This window comes from Oerskovia merdavium (assembly GCF_014836755.1).
Classification (GTDB): domain Bacteria; phylum Actinomycetota; class Actinomycetes; order Actinomycetales; family Cellulomonadaceae; genus Oerskovia; species Oerskovia merdavium.
This window is the reverse complement of the sequence record NZ_JACSQF010000021.1, coordinates 25,454-46,276: the sequence shown is the minus strand read 5'-3', so window position 1 is coordinate 46,276 and position 20,823 is coordinate 25,454. Positions and strand designations below refer to the sequence as shown.

The window sequence follows — 20,823 nt, the reverse complement described above, 5'->3', positions numbered from 1 at the left end:
CGTCGGCGACGTGCCCGGCGACCGGCGGGACGACCGACAGGAGCGGCGTGGTCACGGGCTCGCCGGCGGCGGACATCTCGACCGGGCCGAGCACCGGGACGATGCGCGGGCTCGTGATCCGCGCGAGCAGGCCGAGCTCGACGCCCGCCCACTCGTGCGCGAGGATCGAGAAGCACACCGAGTCGGCGCGCGTGCCGTCGGGCGCCGTGCGGTGACCTCGCATGACGCCCTCCTCGTACGCGCCGAGGCGACGCATCGCGGCGAGCGAGCGAGCGTTGCGCGCGTCCACCCGGAAGCCCACACGGTGCACGTCCCACGACTCGAACGCATGTCGGAGCAGCAACCATTTCGAGACCGGGTTGACGAGGCTCCCCCACGTGGAACGGGCGTAGAAGGTCCGCCCGATCTCCACGCGCCTGTCGTCGAGCGACAGGTCACGGAAGGCGGTGCTCCCCACCACGAGACCCGAGCCCGCGTCGACGACGGCGAAGGCCGTCAGCGCCCGGGTAGCCCGAGTGTCCTCGATGAAGTTCACCATCCCGACCTCCCCCGCAGGGAGGGTCGTACTCATACCCGCCCACATCGTCGGATCGACGATCTGAGCCAGCGCACCGGCGTGCGCGACAGCCAGGGGTTCGAGGCGGAACCCGTGGCCTTCCAGGACGACATCGTGCTGCACAGCGCATATCAGAACACACGCAGGCGTCGCCGCCAAGACCACGGAGCGGTCTGCTGTGGACGATGAGGTGACGCACGGGTGAACGTTGCGCTCGGAGGAGCGTCTCCGCAGGTCAGAGGCCCTCTCAGGCGGGGGCGGGACCGCACCCCACGGCGGCCGTGATGTTGCCGACGGCGGCGGTCGCGAAGAGGCCCGAGAGCCCCGCGACCTGGAGCAGCGGACGCGGGTCGTCGCTCACGACCCAGCAGCCGTCCACGACCTCGTACCGGGCCGTGGCCCCGTCGCCGACGTAGGCGCGCAGCGCGGAGAGCAGGCGCTCGATCTCCTCGCCCGTGGTGCCCACGCCGATCGAGGCGCGGACGGCCCCCGCCGGGAAGCCCAGGCGGGCCAGGAGCGGGTGCGCGCAGAACCGGCCGTCGCGCACGCCGATCCCGTGCTCGGCCGACAGGTAGGACGCGACGAGGCCCGCGTCGTGGCCGTCGACCGAGAACGTCACGACGCCCACGGGGTCCACGGCGTCGGCCCAGGCGCGGACGACGCGCACGCCGTCGATCTCCTCGAGCCCTTCGACGAGGCGGGCCCGGAGCTCGGTCTCGTGCGCGACCAGCACGCCCGGCTCGAGCGCAGCGAGCGCGTCGCACGCCGAGGCGAGCGCGACCGCGCCGATCACGTTGGGCGACCCGGCCTCGTGCCGCGCCGGGGCGCTCTGCCACGTGGTGCCCTCGAGCGTCACGTTGCGCACCGCGCCGCCCCCGGCGAGGTAGGGCGTGCCTGCGTCGAGCCAGTCACGGCGCCCCACGAGCGCGCCCGCACCGAACGGCGCGTAGGTCTTGTGGCCCGAGAACGCGACGTAGTCCACGTCGCTCGCCGCGAGCGAGACACCGCGGTGCGGCACGAGCTGGGCGCCGTCGAGCAGGACGCGCGCCCCGGCGTCGTGCGCTGCGGCGACGACCTCTGCGAGAGGGAGCGACTCGCCCGTGACGTTCGAGGCCCCCGTGATCGCGACGAGCGCGTACGGGAAGCGCGAGAGCTCGGCGCGCAGCCCGGACAGGGTCTCGGCGACCGTCGCGCCTCCGACCAGGACCGTGGCGCCGCCCGTGCGCTGCCAGGGCAGGAGGTTCGCGTGGTGCTCGACGTCCAGGACGAGCACCCGGCCGGGCGTCCCGTCGGCCTGCGCCGGGACGCATCCCGCGAGCAGGTTGAGCGAGTCGGTGGTGTTGCGCGTGACGATCGTGACGTCGTCCTCGCGGGCGCCGACGAACGCGCCGATGGTCTGGCGCGCGGCCTCGTAGAGGGCGGTCGACACCTGGGACAGGTAGCCCGCGCCGCGGTGCACGCTCGCGTAGAGCGGCAGGACCTCGTTGACGCGGTCGGCCACGACCTGCAGCGCAGGGGCCGACGCCGCGACGTCGAGGTTCGCGTACGGGACGCTGCGCCCGTCGACGAGCGGGACCAGGGTGTCGCTGCCCACGACGGGCAGCACGGCACACGAGGTAGGGGCTTCGATGACTGCGTGTGCGCTCATGGCACGTCCTCCGGTGGTCGTCGGAGTTCGCCCTGCGGCCCCTCCGCGCTTGCCCCCTTCCTTGTAGAGAGGGGCCCGGTCGTCACCCGGGGCACCCCGCCGCGGAGGAGGGTTGCCGGCCAGCAAACCGGGGTTTTGCGCTGGCACTCATGACCTGGTGTCCAGGATGGGCGAGGCCCACGGAGCGTGTCAACCGGTGGGCACCGCGTCTCGGATGGTGGGCAGCGGGAGCTTGTCAGGCGGGCGGAGCGGGTGCCGGGGCGCGCTCCCCTCCCGACCGCCCACCCCGCGGTAGAGGGCTTGCGTCGAGGTAGAGGGCTTGCGTCGAGGTAGAGGCCCCGAGCCCTCTACCTCGACAGGAATCCTCGATCTCACGGCCGGACGGGAAGCTCTCCATGCACGGCAACCTATCTCCCGACCACCCTGCGAGACAGGCGTTCCATCCTGTGGGCACGGTGGCGTACGATCCGACGCAACCATCCAGAGCGGCTGAGTGACTTGGCACGATGACGCCGCAGCAACCCCCCGGCGACGGGCGAGGGTGCTACCGCCACGACCGATGGAGGATCACCATGAGTGCCCCCGACCGCGCGACCGCTGCACCGGTCCCCGACGCCCGGCCCGCCGACGGCTACGCCGGCGACATCACGCCCCAGCAGGCGTGGGCCCTTCTCCAGTCGGACCCGGACGCCGTCCTCGTCGACGTCCGCACCGACGCCGAGTGGCGCTTCGTCGGCGTCCCCGACCTGTCCTCGACGGGCCGCGAGCCGGTCCTGACCCAGTGGGTCACGGTCGAGGGCCGCCCCAACCCGGCGTTCGTCGCCGACCTCACCGCGGCCGGTGTGACCCCCGAGCGCCCGGTCGTGTTCCTGTGCCGCTCCGGTGCGCGGTCGATCGGCGCGGCCAAGGCCGCGACCGCAGCGGGCCTCGGCCCGGCGTACAACGTCCTCGAGGGCTTCGAGGGAGCGCTCGACGGCGCCGGTCACCGTGGTTCCGACGGCTGGCGCGCAGCGGGCCTCCCCTGGAAGCAGTCGTGAGCGCCGGCACCGGGGACGGCGTCCTGCGCATCCCCGCCGGGATCCCCGGAGGCTCGGGCCGCGGCCCGCTCCCGCGCTCGGTGCGACCCGACACCCTCGCGGTGCGCGGTGGCCACGCCCGCTCCGAGTTCGAGGAGACGAGCGAGGCCCTCTTCCTCACGCAGGGCTACGTCTACGGGAGCGCCGCCGAGGCCGAGGCCGCGTTCACGGGCGAGGTCGACCGCTTCATCTACTCGCGCTACGGCAACCCGACCGTGCACACGTTCGAGGAGCGGCTGCGCCTCATCGAGGGCGCCGAGGCCTGCTACGCCACGGCGTCGGGCATGTCCGCGGTCTTCACGTCGCTCGCGGCGCTGGTCGGATCCGGGTCGCGCATCGTCGCAGCCCGCGCGCTGTTCGGCTCGTCGCTCGTGATCTTCGACGAGATCTTCGCCAAGTGGGGCGTGCGCACCGACTACGTCGACGGTCACGTGCTCTCGCAGTGGGAGGAGGCGCTGTCGACCCCCGCGGACGTCGTCTTCTTCGAGACCCCGTCCAACCCCATGCAGGACGTGATCGACGTGCGCCGCGTGAGCGACCTCGCCCATGCGGCGGGCGCCGTCGTCGTGCTCGACAACGTGTTCGCGACCCCCGTGCTGCAGAAGCCGCTCGAGCTCGGCGCGGACGTCGTCGTGTACTCGGCGACCAAGCACATCGACGGCCAGGGGCGCGTGCTCGGCGGCGCGATCCTGGGCTCCGAGGAGTACGTCAAGGGACCCGTCCAGACGTTCATCCGCAACACCGGCCCCTCGCTCAGCGCGTTCAACGCGTGGGTCCTGGTCAAGGGGCTCGAGACCCTGTCGGTGCGCGTCAAGGCCCAGAACGCCGCGGCCTTCCAGGTCGCGACCGCGCTCGAGGAGCTGCCGGGCATCACGGCCGTGCGCTACCCGTTCCTCGCCTCGCACCCGCAGGTCGAGCTCGCCAAGGCCCAGCAGAGCGGCGGCGGGACGGTCGTGACGTTCAACCTCGACGTGCCCGGCGCCGACGACCCGGGCACGGACCCCGAGCTCCTCAAGAAGCGCACGTTCCAGTTCCTCGACGCGCTGCGGATCGTGGACATCTCCAACAACCTGGGCGACGCCAAGTCCCTCATCACGCACCCCGCGACCACGACGCACCGCAAGCTGGGGCCGGAGGGTCGTGCCGCCGTCGGGATCGCGGAGACGACCGTGCGCCTCTCGATCGGCCTCGAGGACCCTCTCGACCTGATCGAGGACGTCGAGCAGGCGCTCGCCGCGCGCTGAGCCGCCCGCCGCACCGTTGAGTGCGGAGTTCTTGCGCGACACGCCGTGCGTGTCTCGCAAGAACTCCGCACTCAGCGGACGGTCCAGGAATACCCCGGCCGTATCGCGGGGTTGCACCTGGCGATGACTACCTCGCCGCGCCTCTCCGTCCTCGACCTCGTCCCCGTCCGTTCGGGACAGTCCAGCTCCCAGGCCATCGCCGCCTCCCTGGACCTCGTGCGCCTCGCCGACCGCCTCGGCTTCACGCGCTACTGGTTCGCCGAGCACCACAACATGCCCGCGGTCGCCGCGTCCGCCCCGCCCGTCATGATCGCGGCCGCCGCCTCGGTGACCGAGCGGATCCGCGTCGGGTCGGGCGGCGTCATGCTCCCCAACCACGCCCCCCTCGTCGTGGCCGAGCAGTTCGCGGTGCTCGAGGCCATGGCGCCGGGCCGCATCGACCTGGGGATCGGGCGGGCACCCGGCAGCGACCCCGTCGTCACGGCCCTGCTGCGCAGCAGCGGCCCCACGTCCGACGTCGACCGCTTCCCGCAGCACGTGCAGGACATCCGCTCGCTCATGAGCGCCGAGGGCGCCTCGGTACGCCTGACGAGCGGCCAGGTCTACGACGTGCACGCGACCCCGGCCGCTGAGAGCGTCCCCACGGTCTGGCTGCTCGGGTCGAGCGACTACTCGGCGCGCCTGGCCGCTGAGCTGGGCCTGCCGTACGTGTTCGCGAACCACTTCTCGGGCCACGGCATCGACGAGGTCCTCGCGCTGTACCGCGACGGCTACCGCCCGTCGGCCCAGCACCCGACCCCGGAGACGTTCCTGACGGTCAACGTGTCGGTCGCCCCGACGGTCGACGAGGCCCGAGCCCGCGCGCTGCCGCAGGCCCGCATGATGGCCCGCCTGCGCTCGGGCAAGCCGCTCGGCGCGCAGGAGACGGTCGAGGACGCGGCGTCCACACCGCTCGACGGGCTCACGTCCCAGATGGCCGACGAGATGCTCGACCGCTGGATCGTCGACGCGCCCCAGGCCGCAGCCCGGCGCGTGCGCGAGCTCGCCGCCCGGCACGGCGTCGACGAGGTCATGCTCGTGCCCGTCGCGGGGTCGCGGGCCGACGAGTCGCTCGACGCGACGCCCGGCCGCACGCAGACCATCCAGCTCCTCGCGGCCGAGCTCGCCGGCTGACGCCTGCCACGTGACGCGCCCGAGCGACGACCGCACCCGACCGCCCGCCGACGCGGCGCCGTCGGGCACGCCCGTGCGCGTCACGAGCCAGGCCTCGGTGCTCCTCGCACCCAACCCCGGGCCCATGACCCTCGACGGGACCCGGTCCTACGTCCTGGCCGCGCCGGGGGCGCGCACCCGCGTGGTCGTCGACCCCGGGCCCGACGACGTCGCTCACCTCACGGCCCTGGCCACCGGCCAGCGCATCGAGGTCGTCCTGATCACGCACCGCCACGCGGACCACACCGCAGGGGCGGCGCGCTTCGCCGAGCTCACGGGCGCCCCGGTCCGCGCCGCGGACCCGGCCCACTGCCACCCGGCAGGCTCCCGCGAGGCCGCGCCGCTCCGCGGTGGCGAGACGATCCACGCGGCCGGGCTGCGGATCGAGGTCCTCGCGACCCCCGGGCACACGAGCGACTCGACGAGCTTCCACCTCCCCGACGACGGACCGCACGGCAGCGTGCTCACGGGAGACACGATCCTGGGCCGGGGCACCACGGTCATCTCCGAGCCCGACGGCTCGTTGCGGGACTACCTCACGAGCCTCGACCTGCTCGAGTCGCTCGGCGCGGCGACGGTCCTGCCCGCGCACGGCCCGCACCAGGGCGACCTCGCAGCCGTCGCGCGCGCGTACCGCGAGCACCGGGCGACCCGGCTCGCGCAGGTGCGCGAGGTGCTCGGCAGCCGAGCGGGCGCCGCCCAGACCGAGGCTCTCGTGGACACGGTCACCGCTGCGGTCTACGGCGAGGTCGACCCCGGCGCGCTCCCCGCGGCCCGGCAGAGCGTCCGAGCGCAGCTCCGGTACCTCGCCGAGGGCGCGTAGCGGCCGACGCGCCGGGCCGCACGCCCGGTGGTTGACTGACCGCGTGACGCCCTCCCACCACCCGGACCTTCCCAGCGCCCCCGTGCCCCGCGACCGCCTCGGGGCCGGACCTGCGGTGCGGCTGGCGGTCGGCGCGGCGGTCGGGGTGGCCGCGGGTGCCTGGATCGGGTCGCAGGGGTACCCGCGGTTCGCGTTCCTCGCCGGGTGGTCGATCGCGGCGCTCGTGTTCGTCGCCTGGACCTGGATCGTCGTCATCGCCATGGATGCGCAGACGACCGCGAGCCACGCCACACGCGAGGAGCCGTCGCGGCGCGTGACCCACCTGTTCATCCTGGCTGCGTCGGTCGTGAGTCTCGTCGGGGTGGGCCTCATGCTGCTCGCCTCGCCCGACGACAAGGGGGCGCAGGCGCTGACCGCGGTGTTCGCCGTGGGGAGCGTCGCGATCTCGTGGGCCGCCGTCCACACGCTCTTCGGGCTCGCCTACGCGCGGCAGTACTACACGGGCATGGATGGCGGCATCGACTTCAACCAGCACGAGCCGCCCCGCTACGTCGACTTCCTGTACGTGGCGTTCACGATCGGGATGAGCTTCGCGATCTCCGACACCAACGTGACGTCGGGCGACATCCGTCGGACAGCGCTGTGGCACGCGCTGCTGTCCTACCTGTTCGGGACCGTGATCATCGGTGCGGTCGTCAACCTCGTCGCGGGGCTCTGACCTCGGTGTCCTCACGTGCCCTGCGGGTCACGAGGCTCGACACCAGCGCGGCGACCGCGGCCACCGACATGACCAGGAAGAGCGCGAGGGCGACCCGTGCCGGGGTGTACGCGATGCGCTCGGTCATCTCGCCCGCGGGACCGAACCAGCCCCACTCCACGACGGTGGCCTCGATGCGAGACCCCAGGGCTCCCAGCCTGCCAGGGGCTGCGGCCAGCGCGCCGGCCACCCAGGTGAAGCAGTCGACCGCGAGAGCACCGAACACGGAGGAACCGGACAAGAGGGTGAGCACCGGACCAGGGTAACGGGTCGCGCCGCCTGGTGGCGGGTGATATCGCGGACGGACGGACCGTCAGGGACGGGGCGGGACCACGACCGACGGGTCGTCGATGGTCAACAGCTCACGATCCGGCGGCGTGACGAACAGCCCTTGCACCGCGCCTGTCGCGTCGCACGAACCGAAACGCTCCTCGCGTGCCCCGTCGACGACCCGGCGACCTTCGACCTCCACGAGGTAGTACTCGATCGCCGTGCTCAGAGTCTCCTGGGGCTCAACCATGATCCGCTCGCGCGGCGCCAAGCACACCACGACCGTGGCCCCCGTCTCGGTCTCCACCACCGAGGTCACCGCGAACGACCGCGGCCCCACCCACAGCTCTAGGTCACCGTCCTCGATGCCGTCCACCGCGGCCTCGTACCAGCCCTGCGCGACGCTCTCCTTCATGATCCCGAAACGGGACGAGGAGAAGTCCAGGGCGTTCGTTCCTGCGGCCACGACGAGCTCGTACTCCCGCACCGCCTGCACCCACGGCGACTCCTCGAGCTCCCCCACCGGCTCCCCGTCCGGCCACACCACGTCGGCAGAGAACGGCGCAGGCTCCGGCGCCGACGAGCACCCGGCGAGCACCAGGGCGCCCGCCACGACGACGCTTGGCCCCCAGCCCGCCCTCAAGCCCCGACGCACCATGATTCTCACTGACGTTCTCCCTCACGTGCCCAGGCGTCGAAGCCATTGTTGTAGTGCATGATCTGCTCGTCGACATAGCGCGGATCGGGCTCCATCAGCCCCAGGTCGGCATAGTCCCCGACCAGGGTCTCGAGCCGCTCACGCATGATCGCGCTGCGGACCTCCTCGTCGCCGTACTCGAGCTGGAGAGCGTCGTTGTACGCAGTGGCCCATTGCGTACCGAGCAGGTCACCGACGGCACCCACTCCCTCTCCGAACGCCCATCCTCCGAGATATCCGCCCGGGACGGAGACAGCGCCGACGAGGCCCCCCACGGCATCGATTCCCGCCTTGACCGCCGCGTCGCTCCGTTGCGCGACCGCGAGACCAGCACCGACAGGTGCACCCTCGAGAGCTCCCTGCGCTCCCAGCATCCTCGTGATGGCGCCCTCCGCGTTCAAGGTCGAGCCTGGCACGGCGGCCATGCTCGTCACGTGCTGCTGGTAGTCGGCAACATGATCGGCCAAGATCTTCCGGCCCGCCGGGTCATAGCCCGCGACGCCGAAGAGGTCAGCGACCCAGTCCTGCTTCGCGTTGACGATCGGCACGGGCTCGCCACCCAGGATTCCTGTCACCACGACAGCGGTGTCCGCCGACCGTGCCGAGATCGGGTACTCCCCGAGCTGTTCGAGCTGCTGCACGAGCGCGGTCGCCAGGAGCATCGCGCCGTGGGTGCTCACGTTCTCCGGTTCCAGCGCTGCGTTCCGGCTGAGCTGCTCGAAGACCCTGGTCGAGAGGGAGGCGACGTCCTGCATCACCGCGACGTCGATCGGCGCCCCGTCGGCCGCTCCGGCCACCAGACCTCCTTCCGATCGCTGCAGGCCGGCCCAGAGCGCGTTCACGCCTTCGAAGCCGTCCCCGCTGGTCCCTACGGACCAGTCCCGCTGGCCGAACCAGTAGGTCAGCCGCGCGTCGCCCAGGGTTCCGTCGGTCGCGAAGTCGTCCTTGTCCTCGCTGAGCCAGGCGATCGCAGCGGCCGGATACACGCCGAGCGTCGCGAGAACTCGACCCGCGGGGTCGTCGACCTCGTTGCCGTTGGTCCCGCTCTCGAGGCCCGCGAGGAACCGGCCCCCGGCGTTCGGGGACGTGTCGTACCAGGCTCCCGTCGAGGCGTTGAGGGGGTTGCGTTCCTGGTCGTCGAGCGCGTCCGAGACCGCGACCGTGAGCGTCTCCCCCAGGGGGGCGCGGAGCGGGTTCGAGAACAGGAAGCCGATCGTGGCGACCCCGCCTCCCCCCGTCGCGCTCGCCGTGCTGAGCATCTGCTCGGCGAACCTGTCCGCGGTCCGGGGAGACCAGCGCGCCGAACCCGTGCTGAGGGCGGCCCGGATGCCCGCGGCGAGCAGGAGCGCCACCGCGGGGTCGATGCGGCCCGCCAGCGCGTCGTCGCCGAGCCGGTCGACCATGGCGACGGTGGTCTCACCTCCGACCTTCAGGAAGTACTGCGCCATCACGTCGTTCGACCCGCCCCACGTGTCGAAGAAGGCCTGGAGCCGCTCCAGCTCGCGCTCGGAGGCGTCTCCGCTCGCGACGCGGTCCGCGAGACCGGCGAAGGCGGCCGCGAGCTCGCTGCTGCTCATCTCGGCCGTCGAGTCGATGCCGACAGCCAGGAGCGCTCGGTACGTCGTCGACCATCCGTCGGGCGCATCGGCCGCGAGGGCAGCACAGAACGTGCTGTCGGCCGCTGCCCGCTGTTCCTCGAGCGTGCGCAGTGCCGCCCACGCGTCGAGCACGTCCCGCTCGGCCTGCTCGCGGACACGTTGACGCGCACGAGCGCGGTCGTCCTCGTCGTAGCAGAACGCCGAGCCGGTGTACTCGGAGTCCCAGTAGAGCCGTGAGATGACATGCTCCGCCTCGTCGAGCCGTGTCCGCTGGACGGCGGCGTCGCTCGCGATCCATGCCACGACGGTCACATAGGTGCCGACGGCCCGGGAGAACGTCTCGGCGGCCGCCTGCACCCGTGCGAGCCGCGTCGCGGGGACCGGGACCTGCGCTCGCCAGGCGTCGCCGGACACTCCTTGCCACGCTTCGACACCGAGGTCGCCGGATGCGCTCGTCAACGTGCCCGCCGCGGCCCTCGCCTGGTCGGCATGGGCCCCGAAGCCGGCCGATAGGCTGGTCAGGACGGTCAGGTCCCCCACGTCGGGGCGTCGAGTGGTGTAGTAGCTCACGGGGCGGCCTGCGCAAGCTCCTGGTCGGCCTCTTCGATGGCCCGGGCAGCCTCCCCGGCATGACGCCCGAGCGCCGCGATCTCCTCGGAGGCCCCGCGGAGCTCGAGCGCCATCCGCATCGCGAACTCCTGCACCGCGTTCTCGACCGCCTGGCTACCGCATCCGCCCGCACGGTCGGGCACCGTCCACGGGAGCTGCGATGCTGCCGCCTGCAGACTGGAACCCGCCGTCTCCATGCGTACCGTGTCGACCCGTAAGGACACTGACATGCCACGCCCCCTGTTCTTGACGATCTCGTGCATTCCGGGGCACAGGCTAGCCGTGGCCTCGTGCGTGCGACATGGGCACTGCTCCCCGTCCGTCTCGCGGTGCGCGACGGCGGCGCTCACCTCGGGAGGCGAGCGCCGCCGTCGGGCAGTGCGAAGCGTCGCGCGGGGGCGACAGTTCTCAGGCCTGGACGAGCGTGCTCAGCACCGAGGTGAAGAAGCCCAGCCCGTCCGTGCCCGCGCGCGGGCCGGACTCGTTCGCGGGGCCGAACCCGGCCTCGACCGCGTGCTCGGGGTGCGGCATGAGGCCCACGACGTTGCCCGCCGCGTTCGAGATGCCCGCGATGTTGCGGCGCGACCCGTTGGGGTTCCAGCCCTCGTAGCGGAAGACGACGCGGCCTTCGGCCTCGAGCTCGTCGAGCGTGCGCTCGTCGGCGACGAACTGGCCGTCCTGGTTCTTGAGCGGCACCGTGATGCGCTGGCCCGCGGTGTAGTCGCGCGTCCAGGCGGTGTCCGCGTTCTCCACGACCATGGTCTGCTCGCGGCAGATGAACGCGAGGTGGTCGTTCTTGATCATCGAGCCGGGCAGCAGGTGCGCCTCGGTGAGGATCTGGAAGCCATTGCAGATGCCCAGGACGGGAAGGCCGCCCTGGGCCGCGTCGACGAGCGAGTCCATGACGGGCGCGAAGCGGCTGATCGCCCCGGCGCGCAGGTAGTCCCCGTACGAGAAGCCGCCCGGGAGCACGACCGCGTCGACCCCGTGCAGGTCGGCGTCCGCGTGCCACAGGGACACGGGCTCGCCGCCGGCCAGGCGCACGGCACGGGCCGCGTCCCGGTCGTCGAGCGTGCCGGGGAACGTGATGACACCGATCAGGGCCGTGGCCAGGCCGGTCGCTGCGGGGGCGCTCATCAGGCGCTCTCCCCGCCCAGCTCGGCGGTCAGCTCGGCGACGAGGACGACGTCCTCGATGACCGGGTTCGACAGGACCTTCTCGCCGGCCTCGCGGGCCGCGGCGAGCACCTCGGGGGTGACGTCACCCTCGACCTCGAGCTCGAACCGCTTGCCCTGGCGCACGCTGGTGAACTGGGTGAAGCCCAGGCGCGGGAGCGCCCCGACGACGGCCTTGCCCTGCGGGTCCAGGATCTCGGGCTTGGGCATGACCTCGACGACTACGCGTCCCACAGGAGCTCCTCGGGAAGTTGGTCCGGCCGCTCGGCTCGGACAGGTCCGCACGAGGCTCGGGGCGCGCCGCGAGGGCGGCGACCGGGTCGCACGGATCTCGGTGGGTGGGGATTCCGGGGCCAGTTTACCCGGGCCGCGCACGGGGCAGGGTCGCGTCTCAGGCGGCGGGCGCAGGTGCGGGCTGGGCGGGCTGCGGGGCGGGCTGCTCGTGGCGCCGGGCGAGGCCGGCCGGCGGTCGAGCGGGGTGCCGAGCACGAGGTTGCGGTCGTCCTGGGCGTCAGAACGACCGCAACCTCGTGCTCGACCGCAGGAAGCCCCCAGCCCGACGGCGGAGCTCGCCTCAGGAGTCCTGTGCGGCCTCGCGGGTTCAGGGCTCAGGTGCGGTCCTGGTCGCTCCCTGTCTGGCCACCCGTCGTCACAGTCGCTGGCCGCATCTGCTCGGGCACGTTGCCGTAGACGACGTGTCGGTACCAGGCGTCGCGCGTACGACTCTTGCGGAGGAACGTCGCAGGCGGGATCAGGAGGAGCACGACGAAGAACCAGAAGAATCCCGACGAGAGGAACGTGGGCCAGTAGTCGGCGACAGGACGCCCCGTGAACCACGCGTACCCCATGAGCACAACGAGCATTGGGCTGTAGATCAGGACGAGGGGGGAGACCGCATCCCGCACCGAGTAGAACGCGCCCCTGATGTCGTCGGCGACCCACCACCAGTACCGCGCGGGCAGCCGCAGACCGAACCGGTACAGCACCCACCGCCACAGCGGCGGTCGCTCACGCCACCGCAGTCCCCACCCCGCGCACAGCAGGCCGCGGACCTCGCCGACGCTCAGCCGGTCGGGCACGGGCGCACCGGTCGCCTCCGCAGCCGCTTGGGCCACGTCCTGCTGGACCGCGAGCAGCTCGTCGCCGTGGACCTCGCGCCAGCGGCGCGGGTAGGCGCGCGCCCAGAAGCGCGCGGACCGTTCGAAGCGCTCGTGGGGCGTCAGGTCGCGGCGGCGCATCAGGCCAGCCCTCCCGCGAGCCGGCCCGACGTCGGGCGTGCTGCCGTGCCCCGCCGGTCGAGGGCCTTCTGCGCCCTGGCGGCGAGCTCGCGGAGCCGGGCCGTCTCCTGCTCGGCCACGCGACGGCCGTCGTCGGTGATCCGGTAGTAGCGGCGCAGACGACCGTCGACCACCTCCTCGCCCGAGGGCTCGACGAGCCCCGCACCCGAGAGCCGGTCGAGGTTGCCGTACAGGGTGCCGGCTCCGAGGGCGGTGGCCCCGTCGGAGAGCTCGGCGACCGCCTGGATGACGGCGTAGCCGTGGAGCGGCTCGGGAGTGAGCGAGAGCAGGATCAGGTACGCCTGCTCGGTCATGCGGAACGGCTTGGCGCCAGGCGGACCACTCACGGCGGGAGTCATGGTCGATATATATCGCGCGACGACCCATGGGGCAAGACGCCGCGCCCGGCTGGACGACCCTGCGGCCCCATGGGTGTCGCTGTCGGACCCCGACGCTACGATCGAACACATGTTCGAATCGCTGCTCGAAGCCCGTCCTGGGCCAGGGGTCCAGGTGATCGCCGCCGTCCTCTCGCGCGACCGCACGTGCACGTTCCCGGGGTGCGCCGTGCCCGCGTTCCGCTGCGACCTCGACCACGTCAGGCGCCCGTCGCCGCCGGGACCGGGCGCGACCCAGGAGGCGACGGACGTGGGCCCCGACGAGCTCATCTCGCTCTGCCGACACCACCACGTGGTCCGGGCGCGGCACGGCTGGCGTCCTGAGCTCGCGGCCGACGGCACCGTCCGCTGGACGTCACCGACGGGGCACCGCTACGTCCGAGAGCGCCTCGGGGTCGCTCAGAACAGGGAGTCGCCCGTGATCCGCTCGTAGGCCTCGAGGTAGCGGTCGCGCGTGCGCTCGACGACGTCGGCGGGCAGCGACGGCGGCGTGGCATCGGACGCGCGGTCCCAGCCCGAGGCGTCGGAGGCGAGCCAGTCGCGGACGTACTGCTTGTCGAAGCTCGGCTGCGAGCGCCCCGGCTGCCACTGGTCGGCAGGCCAGAAGCGCGACGAGTCGGGCGTCAGCACCTCGTCCCCGAGCACGGTCGCGCCCGTGACGGGGTCCACGCCGAACTCGAACTTGGTGTCGGCGAGGATCACGCCGCGCTCGCGCGCGATCTCCTCGGCGCGCGAGTAGACCGCGAGCGTCAGGTCGCGCAGGCGGGTCGCCGCCTCGAGCCCGACGGTCTGGGCGACGACCTCGAACGACACGTTCTCGTCGTGCTCCCCGACCTCGGCCTTGGCGGCGGGTGTGAAGATCGCCTCCGGCAGGCGCGAGCCGTCGACGAGCCCCTCGGGCAGAGGAACTCCGCACACCGTACGGTCCACGCGGTACTCGACCAGGCCGGATCCGGTGAGGTAGCCACGGGCCACGCACTCGACCGGGAACATCTCGAGGCGGCGGCAGATCATGGCGCGACCGGCGACGACGTCCGGCACCAGGCCGTCACCGGGCATGGCGCTGGCCTCGGTGCTCACGACGTGGTTGGGGACGAGGTCGGCGAGCTTGTCGAACCACCACAGGCTGAGCTGGGTCAGGACGACGCCCTTGTCGGGGATCCCCGGGGACAAGACGTGGTCGAACGCGCTCACGCGGTCGCTCGCGACGACCAGGACGACGTCGCCGAGCGGGTGCGCCCCGCCGAGCTGCGCGAGGTCCGGCTCGTAGAGGTCGCGGACCTTCCCCGAGTAGACGTGCCGCCACCCCGGCAGGTCGAGGTGGGCCGTGTCGAGGGCGTCGCGCGAGTCAGTCACGGCGCCTAGTCTCTCATCCGGCACGGGCGTCGTTCAGGGCGTCCGGATGGCGGGGCTCCGGTCGGCCGGGAGGTGACGCGGCGCAGCTCGAGGGCATTGCTCGTGGAAGAGGCCGGGTCAGGGCCGCGAGGGATCGGGCAGGAAGACCCCTCGGAGCGCGGCCTCCCGACGCTCGTCGGACCGGTCCGTCATGACCCCGACCATGCGCGTCGGACAGCCCGCACCGTCGCTCACCGTCACGGCACGGCAGGCCACGCGCAGGTAGCGTCCGTCGGCGGACCGCAGGCGGTGCTCGAGGTCGAGCGACCCGCCCGCTCCGCCGAGCTGGGCCGCGAGCGCGACCTGGACCGCCTGCAGGTCCTCGGGGTGGACCCGGTCGAGCCACTCGTCGGGGTCGGCGGTCTTGACGTCGTCGTCGGGCAGGCCGAGCATGGCCCGCCAGGACGGCGAGAAGTAGACCGTGCCGGTCGCGACGTCCCAGTCCCACGTCGCGTCGTACGCGGCGACCGAGGCGAGGGCGTAGCGTTCCTCGCTCGCGCTGATCTCCTCGGCCAGGCGCCGCTCTCGCCGCGCCGACTCCTCGAGCTCGGTACGCTGCGCGCGCAGCGCCGCGAGGTGGTGCTCCTGGTCGAGCGCGACCGCGAGCATGGCCGCCCAGTGGTTGTACTTCTCGCGCGCGCTCGTCGCCCGGGTGTCGACCGGTCCCCCGATCACGAGGTACCCCCAGTCGCTGACGTCGAACGCGACCGGGATGACGAACGAGAGAGCGTTGGCGCTCAGCAGCGCCCGGGGCGGGAACTCCGCCGGGGCGTACCGGTGGCCGACGAGCCGTTGCCCGGCGGCGCTGCCCCGGACGCCCGCGACCTCGAGCACGCCGCCCGCGGCCCCACCGCCCGGCGGGACCCACAGCGCGATCGCCGCCGGACCGGCCTGCCCTCGCGGCAACCACTCGAGGTGACGCAGCGACGCGCTGTCGGCGTGCATGAGCTCGAGGTCGAGCTCGTACTGGTCGACCATGGCTCGTTCGAGGTAACCCGAGCGGACGAGGAGCCCGTGCGTGCACCCTTTCGAGAGCGCGACGAGGATCTCGGTCGTCACGTCGCCGAGCGCTCGGGAGCGCTCCTGCGGACGGCCGCGCGCCACGCCACCGACCGCGACCCCGAGCGGCCCCGCCGGCCCACGGCGCCTGAGGCCGCCGAGGAGCTCGGCCTCCAGGGCGCGCACGGCCGGCACGAGCTGTTCGAGGGCCTCGGGGACCGGTCGCAGCACCGCGGTCCGGTCGGCGAGGGCACGGTAGGAGTGCGACGTGGGCGTCGTCGCGTCGGTGGCGGCGTCGGTCATCATCCCGACGACGGCGCGCACCCACCCGCCGACCGCGCTCTCTCCCGCACCGGCCGCCCCCGAGGGACCCGGGCGCGGCCTCGCGCGCAGGACCACGGCGTCGTCGAGCACGGCGCGTGCCACGGCCCCGAGGCGCGCCGCCGCAGAGTCCCCCTCGCCCGCACCGGCGATCCGCGGCACGCCGTCGACGAGCAGGTCGGTCCGCGTGCCGTCGACGCACCCGCAGGACTCGCGGCAGACGAGGGTCGCCTCGGCGAGGTGCTGGCCCGGACCGACGCGGTCGCCGTGGATGCGTGCGAGCAGGAGCTCGGCAGCGAGCTCGCCGACGCGGTCGTGGTGCGGGTCGACGGACGAGAGCCGTGGCCGCGCACGAGCGCCGCCGTCCGAGTGGTCGAACCCGATGAGCGCCTGGTCGCGGGGCAGCACGAGCCCCGCGTCGGTCAGAGCCCGCAGGAAGCCGACCGCGTTGCGGTCCGTCCCTGCGATGGTCGCGGTCGTGTCGAGCCCCTCGTCGAGCGCGGTCCGGGCGGCTGCCGCCCCCGCGGCCTCCTGGTTGTCGCGGGTCCGGTAGACCCACTCGGGCCGCGGCTCGATCCCGTGGCTGCGCAGCGCGGCCTCGTACGCGGCGTGCCGTTCGGCCAGGTCGTGCTGGCGCGGGTTGCCGAGGAACCCGATCCGCTGGTGACCGTGCTGGAGGAGGTGCTCGACGGCGGCACGCACCCCGCCCGCGTTGTCGGGGGTGACCAGGGGCGCCCCGAGGGCGTCGACGGTCTCGCTGATCACGACCAGGGGCCTTCCCGACCGGTCGAGCGTCCGCAGGACGTCGTGCTCGACGGCGGACGTGACCACGATGACCCCGTCCATCGCGTCGAGCCCCACGATCGGACGGTGCGGGGGCTGGTCGGGGAACTCGTCCCGGTCGAGGTCCGCGGGATAGGTCTGGACCGCGACCACGCGGTGCCCGCCCGCGCGCAGGCCGCGCGCGATCCCCGCGAGGACCTTGCCGAAGTAGAAGCCCCCCACGACCGGTGAGAGCACACCGATCGTGAGGTTCCGTCGGTGGGTCGTGACATCGACCATGGCGATCACCCCGTCGTGTACCGGATTCCCCCCTGGCGGGCTCGCCGTCGAGCCCGTCCGATCGTGCACCACGCCCTGACTGGGGGCATGCTGTGTGACCGTGGCCACATTCTTACGTCCGGAACGCCCGATTGCTACCGGTAGGCGCACGACCATCACCGACGTCGCCCGCGCGGCCGGGGTGTCGATCGCCGTCGTCTCCTACGCCCTCAATGGCCGACCGGGGGTCTCCGACCGCACGCGGCGCCGGGTTCTCCAGGTCGCCGAGGAGCTCGGGTGGCGCCCGAGCGTGGCCGCCAGGACGCTGCGCGGCGCGGCCGGATCGGTCGCGCTCGTCCTGGTGCGCGACGCGGTCGGGATCGCGTCGACGGCCACGGACCTCGAGCTCTCGGACGGTCTCCGGGACGTCCTCGACGGGCACCTCTCGCTGGCCGTCCACCTCCTGGGATCCCTGGCCGCGGCGGCGGGCGCGATCGCAGACTGGTGGGCCGAGCAGCGGTACGACGCCGTGGTCCTCACGGGGGTCCGTCACGAGGACCCACGGCTCGCGGTCGTCGCACGCCTGGGCGCGGCGGCGGTCCTGGTCGACCACGTCGCGCCCGTCCGCGACCCGCGCGACCAGGCGGCACCCGTGTCGCCGGCGCCCCCGGGGCAGGAGCCGCGGGCCGTGGCCCTGGACCCCTCGGCCGACACCAAGGTCGGCCGCTACGTCTCGGACCTCGGGCACCGGCGCGTCGCGGTGCTCGCGTCCGCGGCGGACCTCCGGTCGGGGCGCGGCGCCGCGGAGGCCGTGAGCGCGGAGGTCGTCCGCCGGGGCGGGGTCGCGGTCGTCGAGTCGTGCACGACGCTCGCGGACGTCGCGGCGACCGCGCGCCGGCTGCTCGCGTCCCCGGAGCGCCCGACGGCGATCGTCACCTCGGACGACCCGGGCGCCCTGGGCGTCCGCGACGTCGCGCGACGTGCGGGTCTCGCCGTCCCGTGGGACCTGTCGGTCGTCGCGGGCCGCGACTCCCCGGTGCTGCGGCTGTCGACCCCACCCGTGACGGCCGTCGGGCGGCCCGACCGCGAGCTCGGGCAGGAGGCCGGGCGTCAGGTGCTCCGCGCCCTCGGCCGGTCCGACGGGACCGTGCCCAGCCCCGGCCCCGACGCCGCGCCGGGGACCACGACATCGCATCCCGAGCCCCTGCCCGCGGTCCCCGGCGGACGGCTCGTCGTGCGCGGCACCACCTCTCCCCCGCGCTGACCAGGGCCCCCGCACCCGTCGAGCGGGTGAACGGGGTTGTCCACCTAAACGTTTCACGACCTGCCGACCTCACCCGGTCCGTGACACGTTGCGCTCGGCGCCGCACTCCGCGGCACGGGCCGGCCGGTGCCGTCCGGCCCCAGGACGAACCCCAGGAGGATCTCGTGTCACCAACCCACCATCGGCTGCGCAAGGGCGCGACAGCCATGGCCGCCGCGGCGCTCGTCGCCGCTCCCCTCGCACTCGCGCAGGTCCCTGCCGCAGCGGCCGAGCCGCGGGTCGCGAACCCGTACTCCGGGGCGACCCAGTACGTGAACCCGTACTGGTCGGACTCGGTCGAGGCGGCCGCGACGCGGGCGGGCGGCGACCTCGCCGCGAAGATGCAGGCGATCTCGGGCGAGCCCACGGCCGTCTGGATGGACCGCATCAGCGCGATCGAGGGCAACGCCGACGGCCCCGGCCTGCGCTTCCACCTGGACGAGGCGCTCGCCCAGAAGGACGCGGGCGTGCCGATCGTGTTCAACCTGGTCATCTACGACCTGCCCGGTCGTGACTGCTACGCGCTCGCGTCGAACGGCGAGCTGCCCGCCACCGACGCCGGGCTCGTGCGCTACAAGAACGAGTACATCGACCCGATCGTCGACATCCTCGACGACCCCAAGTACGACTCGCTGCGCATCGCCGCGACGATCGAGCCCGACTCGCTGCCCAACCTCATCACCAACATCAGCACGCCCGACTGCCAGCAGTCCGCGCCGTACTACCGCGCAGGCGTGAAGTACGCGCTCGACGAGCTCTACACGGTCGGCAACGTCTACTCCTACATCGACGCCGCGCACGCGGGCTGGCTGGGCTGGCCCAGCAACTCGGGCCCCGCCGCCAAGCTCTTCGCCGACGTGGTGAGGTCGACGAACGCAGGCTTCGCGTCGGTCACGGGATTCGTGACCAACACCGCGAACTCGACGCCGCTGGCCGAGCCGTTCCTCGAGGACATCCAGATCGGCGGGACGCCCATCCGGTCGTCGAGCTTCTACGAGTGGAACGCCGACTTCGACGAGACCGACTGGACCGCGCACCTCTACGACCTCCTGGTCGCCGAGGGCTTCCCGGCCTCGATCGGCATGCTCATCGACACGTCGCGCAACGGGTGGGGCGGCGACGCCCGGCCGACCGCGGTCAGCACGTCGACGAACCACAACACCTACGTCGACGAGTCCCGGGTCGACAAGCGCATCCACCGCGGCGCGTGGTGCAACCCGGCCGGTGCCGGCATCGGTGAGCGTCCGCAGGCCACGCCCGCGGGATACCCCGAGTCGCACCTGCACGCGTTCGTGTGGGTCAAGCCTCCGGGCGAGTCCGACGGCGCATCGACGGACATCCCGAACGACCAAGGCAAGCGGTTCGACCGCATGTGCGACCCGACGTTCGTCTCGCCCAAGCTCTCCAACCAGCTGACGGGCGCGCTGGGCGGGGCCCCGCTCGCGGGCCAGTGGTTCGACGCGCAGTTCGAGATGCTCGTCGAGAACGCCTACCCGGTGATCGACGGTGGCGGCACGACGCCCGGCGACGTGACGGCGCCCACGGCCCCGACGGGCCTGATCGCGGGCACGCCCACGGCCACCTCGGTCGCGCTCTCGTGGACGGCCTCGACCGACGCGGTCGGTGTGACGGGCTACACCGTCTACCGCAACGGCGTGCAGGTCGGCACGTCGACCTCGACGAGCTTCACGGCGACGGGCCTGAGCCCCTCGACCACGTACTCGTTCACGGTCACGGCGCGCGACGCAGCGGGCAACGTCTCGGCCGCGTCGGCCGCCCGGTCGGTCACGACCGCGACGGGCCAGACGGACCAGCCGCCGTCGACCCCCACGGGGCTGACCGCGGGCACGACCACCTCGAGCACCGTCCCGCTCTCCTGGAACGCGTCGACCGACGACGTCGGCGTGGCCGGCTACGTGGTCTACCGCAACGGCTCGCAGGTCGGCACCCCGACCGGCACGTCGTTCACCGACACGGGCCTGACGGCCGGCACCGCGTACTCGTACACGGTCCGGGCCAAGGACACCGCGGGCAACCTCTCGGCGGCCTCGGCCGCGGTGAGCGCGACGACCACGACGGTCGTCGTCCCGCCCCCGGGCTCGTGCACGGTCGCCTACACGGCCAACAGCTGGGGCTCGGGCTTCACGGGCACCGTGAAGGTCACGAACACCTCGACCAGCACGGTCAACGGCTGGAGCCTGGCCTTCACGTTCCCGTCGGGCCAGACGATCACCAACTCGTGGTCGGGCCAGTTCACCCAGACCGGCGCGAACGTCACGGTGACCGGGCTCTCCTGGAACGCGAACCTCGCACCGGGCGGGTCGGCCGAGGTCGGCTTCAACGCGAGCCACAGCGGCACGAACGGCGTGCCGGCCGTCTTCACCCTCAACGGCCAGGCCTGCACCGTCGCCTGACCTGACCTGA

At 73.0% G+C, this 20,823-nt stretch carries 20 protein-coding genes and 2 riboswitches; of the genes, 8 read left to right on the top strand and 12 right to left on the bottom strand.

Features of this window, described 5'->3' with window-relative positions:
- Both H9641_RS16990 and H9641_RS16985 read right to left on the bottom strand, forming a co-directional pair.
- Nucleotides 1-583 (bottom strand): GNAT family N-acetyltransferase (locus H9641_RS16990; RefSeq protein ID WP_263600613.1); only part of this gene is annotated, 583 nt, incomplete at its 3' end.
- Between the two features lie 220 nt (nucleotides 584-803).
- Complete coding sequence (locus tag H9641_RS16985) at nucleotides 804-2,204, bottom strand: aminotransferase class V-fold PLP-dependent enzyme (protein WP_191805605.1); 1,401 nt, start codon at nucleotides 2,202-2,204, stop codon at nucleotides 804-806.
- A 40-nt stretch (nucleotides 2,205-2,244) separates the two neighbouring features.
- Nucleotides 2,245-2,359, bottom strand: a riboswitch (SAM riboswitch).
- 318 nt (nucleotides 2,360-2,677) lie between these two features.
- Nucleotides 2,678-2,770, top strand: a riboswitch (SAM riboswitch).
- Nucleotides 2,771-2,776: 6 nt separating this feature from the next.
- Between H9641_RS16985 and H9641_RS16980 the strand changes: the two genes are divergently transcribed.
- The 5 genes from H9641_RS16980 (at nucleotide 2,777) to H9641_RS16960 (ending at nucleotide 7,277) form a co-directional block, all read left to right on the top strand.
- Nucleotides 2,777-3,241, top strand: coding sequence for a rhodanese-like domain-containing protein (locus tag H9641_RS16980; protein ID WP_191805604.1), 465 nt, complete (start codon nucleotides 2,777-2,779; stop codon nucleotides 3,239-3,241).
- Between the two features lie 23 nt (nucleotides 3,242-3,264).
- Nucleotides 3,265-4,524, top strand: coding sequence for an O-succinylhomoserine sulfhydrylase (locus tag H9641_RS16975; protein WP_191805632.1), 1,260 nt, complete (start codon nucleotides 3,265-3,267; stop codon nucleotides 4,522-4,524).
- Between the two features lie 123 nt (nucleotides 4,525-4,647).
- Nucleotides 4,648-5,697, top strand: a complete 1,050-nt coding sequence (locus tag H9641_RS16970; protein WP_191805603.1) for an LLM class flavin-dependent oxidoreductase — start codon at nucleotides 4,648-4,650, stop codon at nucleotides 5,695-5,697.
- A 10-nt stretch (nucleotides 5,698-5,707) separates the two neighbouring features.
- On the top strand, nucleotides 5,708-6,559 hold the full coding sequence (locus H9641_RS16965) for an MBL fold metallo-hydrolase (protein WP_404821962.1): 852 nt from the start codon (nucleotides 5,708-5,710) through the stop codon (nucleotides 6,557-6,559).
- A 43-nt stretch (nucleotides 6,560-6,602) separates the two neighbouring features.
- On the top strand, nucleotides 6,603-7,277 hold the full coding sequence (locus H9641_RS16960; RefSeq protein ID WP_191805602.1) for a DUF1345 domain-containing protein: 675 nt from the start codon (nucleotides 6,603-6,605) through the stop codon (nucleotides 7,275-7,277).
- Here the strand turns inward: H9641_RS16960 and H9641_RS16955 are convergent.
- From H9641_RS16955 to H9641_RS16920, 8 genes are all read right to left on the bottom strand, one after another.
- Nucleotides 7,255-7,569 (bottom strand): hypothetical protein, encoded by a 315-nt coding sequence (locus H9641_RS16955; RefSeq protein ID WP_191805601.1) that lies wholly within the window; start codon nucleotides 7,567-7,569, stop codon nucleotides 7,255-7,257. The two genes, H9641_RS16960 and H9641_RS16955, sit on opposite strands and share 23 nt — an antisense overlap.
- Before the next feature lie 60 nt (nucleotides 7,570-7,629).
- Nucleotides 7,630-8,199, bottom strand: coding sequence for a hypothetical protein (locus H9641_RS16950; protein WP_191805600.1), 570 nt, complete (start codon nucleotides 8,197-8,199; stop codon nucleotides 7,630-7,632).
- A gap of 50 nt (nucleotides 8,200-8,249) precedes the next feature.
- Nucleotides 8,250-10,451 (bottom strand): hypothetical protein, encoded by a 2,202-nt coding sequence (locus H9641_RS16945; RefSeq protein WP_191805599.1) that lies wholly within the window; start codon nucleotides 10,449-10,451, stop codon nucleotides 8,250-8,252.
- On the bottom strand, nucleotides 10,448-10,753 hold the full coding sequence (locus H9641_RS16940; RefSeq protein WP_191805598.1) for a hypothetical protein: 306 nt from the start codon (nucleotides 10,751-10,753) through the stop codon (nucleotides 10,448-10,450). The genes H9641_RS16945 and H9641_RS16940 overlap by 4 nt, the downstream gene beginning before the upstream one ends.
- A gap of 145 nt (nucleotides 10,754-10,898) precedes the next feature.
- Nucleotides 10,899-11,627 (bottom strand): phosphoribosylformylglycinamidine synthase subunit PurQ, encoded by a 729-nt coding sequence (gene purQ / locus H9641_RS16935; RefSeq protein ID WP_191805597.1) that lies wholly within the window; start codon nucleotides 11,625-11,627, stop codon nucleotides 10,899-10,901.
- Nucleotides 11,627-11,899, bottom strand: coding sequence for a phosphoribosylformylglycinamidine synthase subunit PurS (gene purS, locus H9641_RS16930; RefSeq protein ID WP_056652540.1), 273 nt, complete (start codon nucleotides 11,897-11,899; stop codon nucleotides 11,627-11,629). The genes purQ and purS overlap by 1 nt, the downstream gene beginning before the upstream one ends.
- Before the next feature lie 374 nt (nucleotides 11,900-12,273).
- Complete coding sequence (locus tag H9641_RS16925; protein WP_191805596.1) at nucleotides 12,274-12,903, bottom strand: hypothetical protein; 630 nt, start codon at nucleotides 12,901-12,903, stop codon at nucleotides 12,274-12,276.
- Complete coding sequence (locus tag H9641_RS16920) at nucleotides 12,903-13,289, bottom strand: PadR family transcriptional regulator (protein WP_318244658.1); 387 nt, start codon at nucleotides 13,287-13,289, stop codon at nucleotides 12,903-12,905. Before H9641_RS16920 ends, H9641_RS16925 begins: the two co-directional genes overlap by 1 nt.
- Nucleotides 13,290-13,410: 121 nt before the next feature.
- Here H9641_RS16920 and H9641_RS16915 point away from each other — a divergent pair, with 121 nt between their 5' ends.
- On the top strand, nucleotides 13,411-13,773 hold the full coding sequence (locus H9641_RS16915; RefSeq protein WP_191805595.1) for an HNH endonuclease signature motif containing protein: 363 nt from the start codon (nucleotides 13,411-13,413) through the stop codon (nucleotides 13,771-13,773).
- Here the strand turns inward: H9641_RS16915 and H9641_RS16910 are convergent.
- Nucleotides 13,740-14,696 carry a phosphoribosylaminoimidazolesuccinocarboxamide synthase gene (locus tag H9641_RS16910; RefSeq protein ID WP_191805594.1) on the bottom strand — a complete coding sequence of 319 codons (957 nt, stop codon included), beginning with the start codon at nucleotides 14,694-14,696 and terminating at the stop codon, nucleotides 13,740-13,742. The two genes, H9641_RS16915 and H9641_RS16910, sit on opposite strands and share 34 nt — an antisense overlap.
- Before the next feature lie 117 nt (nucleotides 14,697-14,813).
- A complete protein-coding gene (locus H9641_RS16905; RefSeq protein WP_191805593.1) occupies nucleotides 14,814-17,117 on the bottom strand; it encodes a substrate-binding domain-containing protein in 2,304 nt (767 codons plus the stop codon).
- Nucleotides 17,118-17,217: 100 nt separating this feature from the next.
- On the opposite strand from H9641_RS16905, the gene H9641_RS16900 reads away from it, so the two are divergent.
- On the top strand, nucleotides 17,218-18,360 hold the full coding sequence (locus H9641_RS16900) for a LacI family DNA-binding transcriptional regulator (RefSeq protein ID WP_191805592.1): 1,143 nt from the start codon (nucleotides 17,218-17,220) through the stop codon (nucleotides 18,358-18,360).
- 206 nt (nucleotides 18,361-18,566) lie between these two features.
- Nucleotides 18,567-20,813, top strand: a complete 2,247-nt coding sequence (locus H9641_RS16895) for a glycoside hydrolase family 6 protein (protein WP_191805629.1) — start codon at nucleotides 18,567-18,569, stop codon at nucleotides 20,811-20,813.
- Nucleotides 20,814-20,823 lie beyond the last annotated feature (10 nt).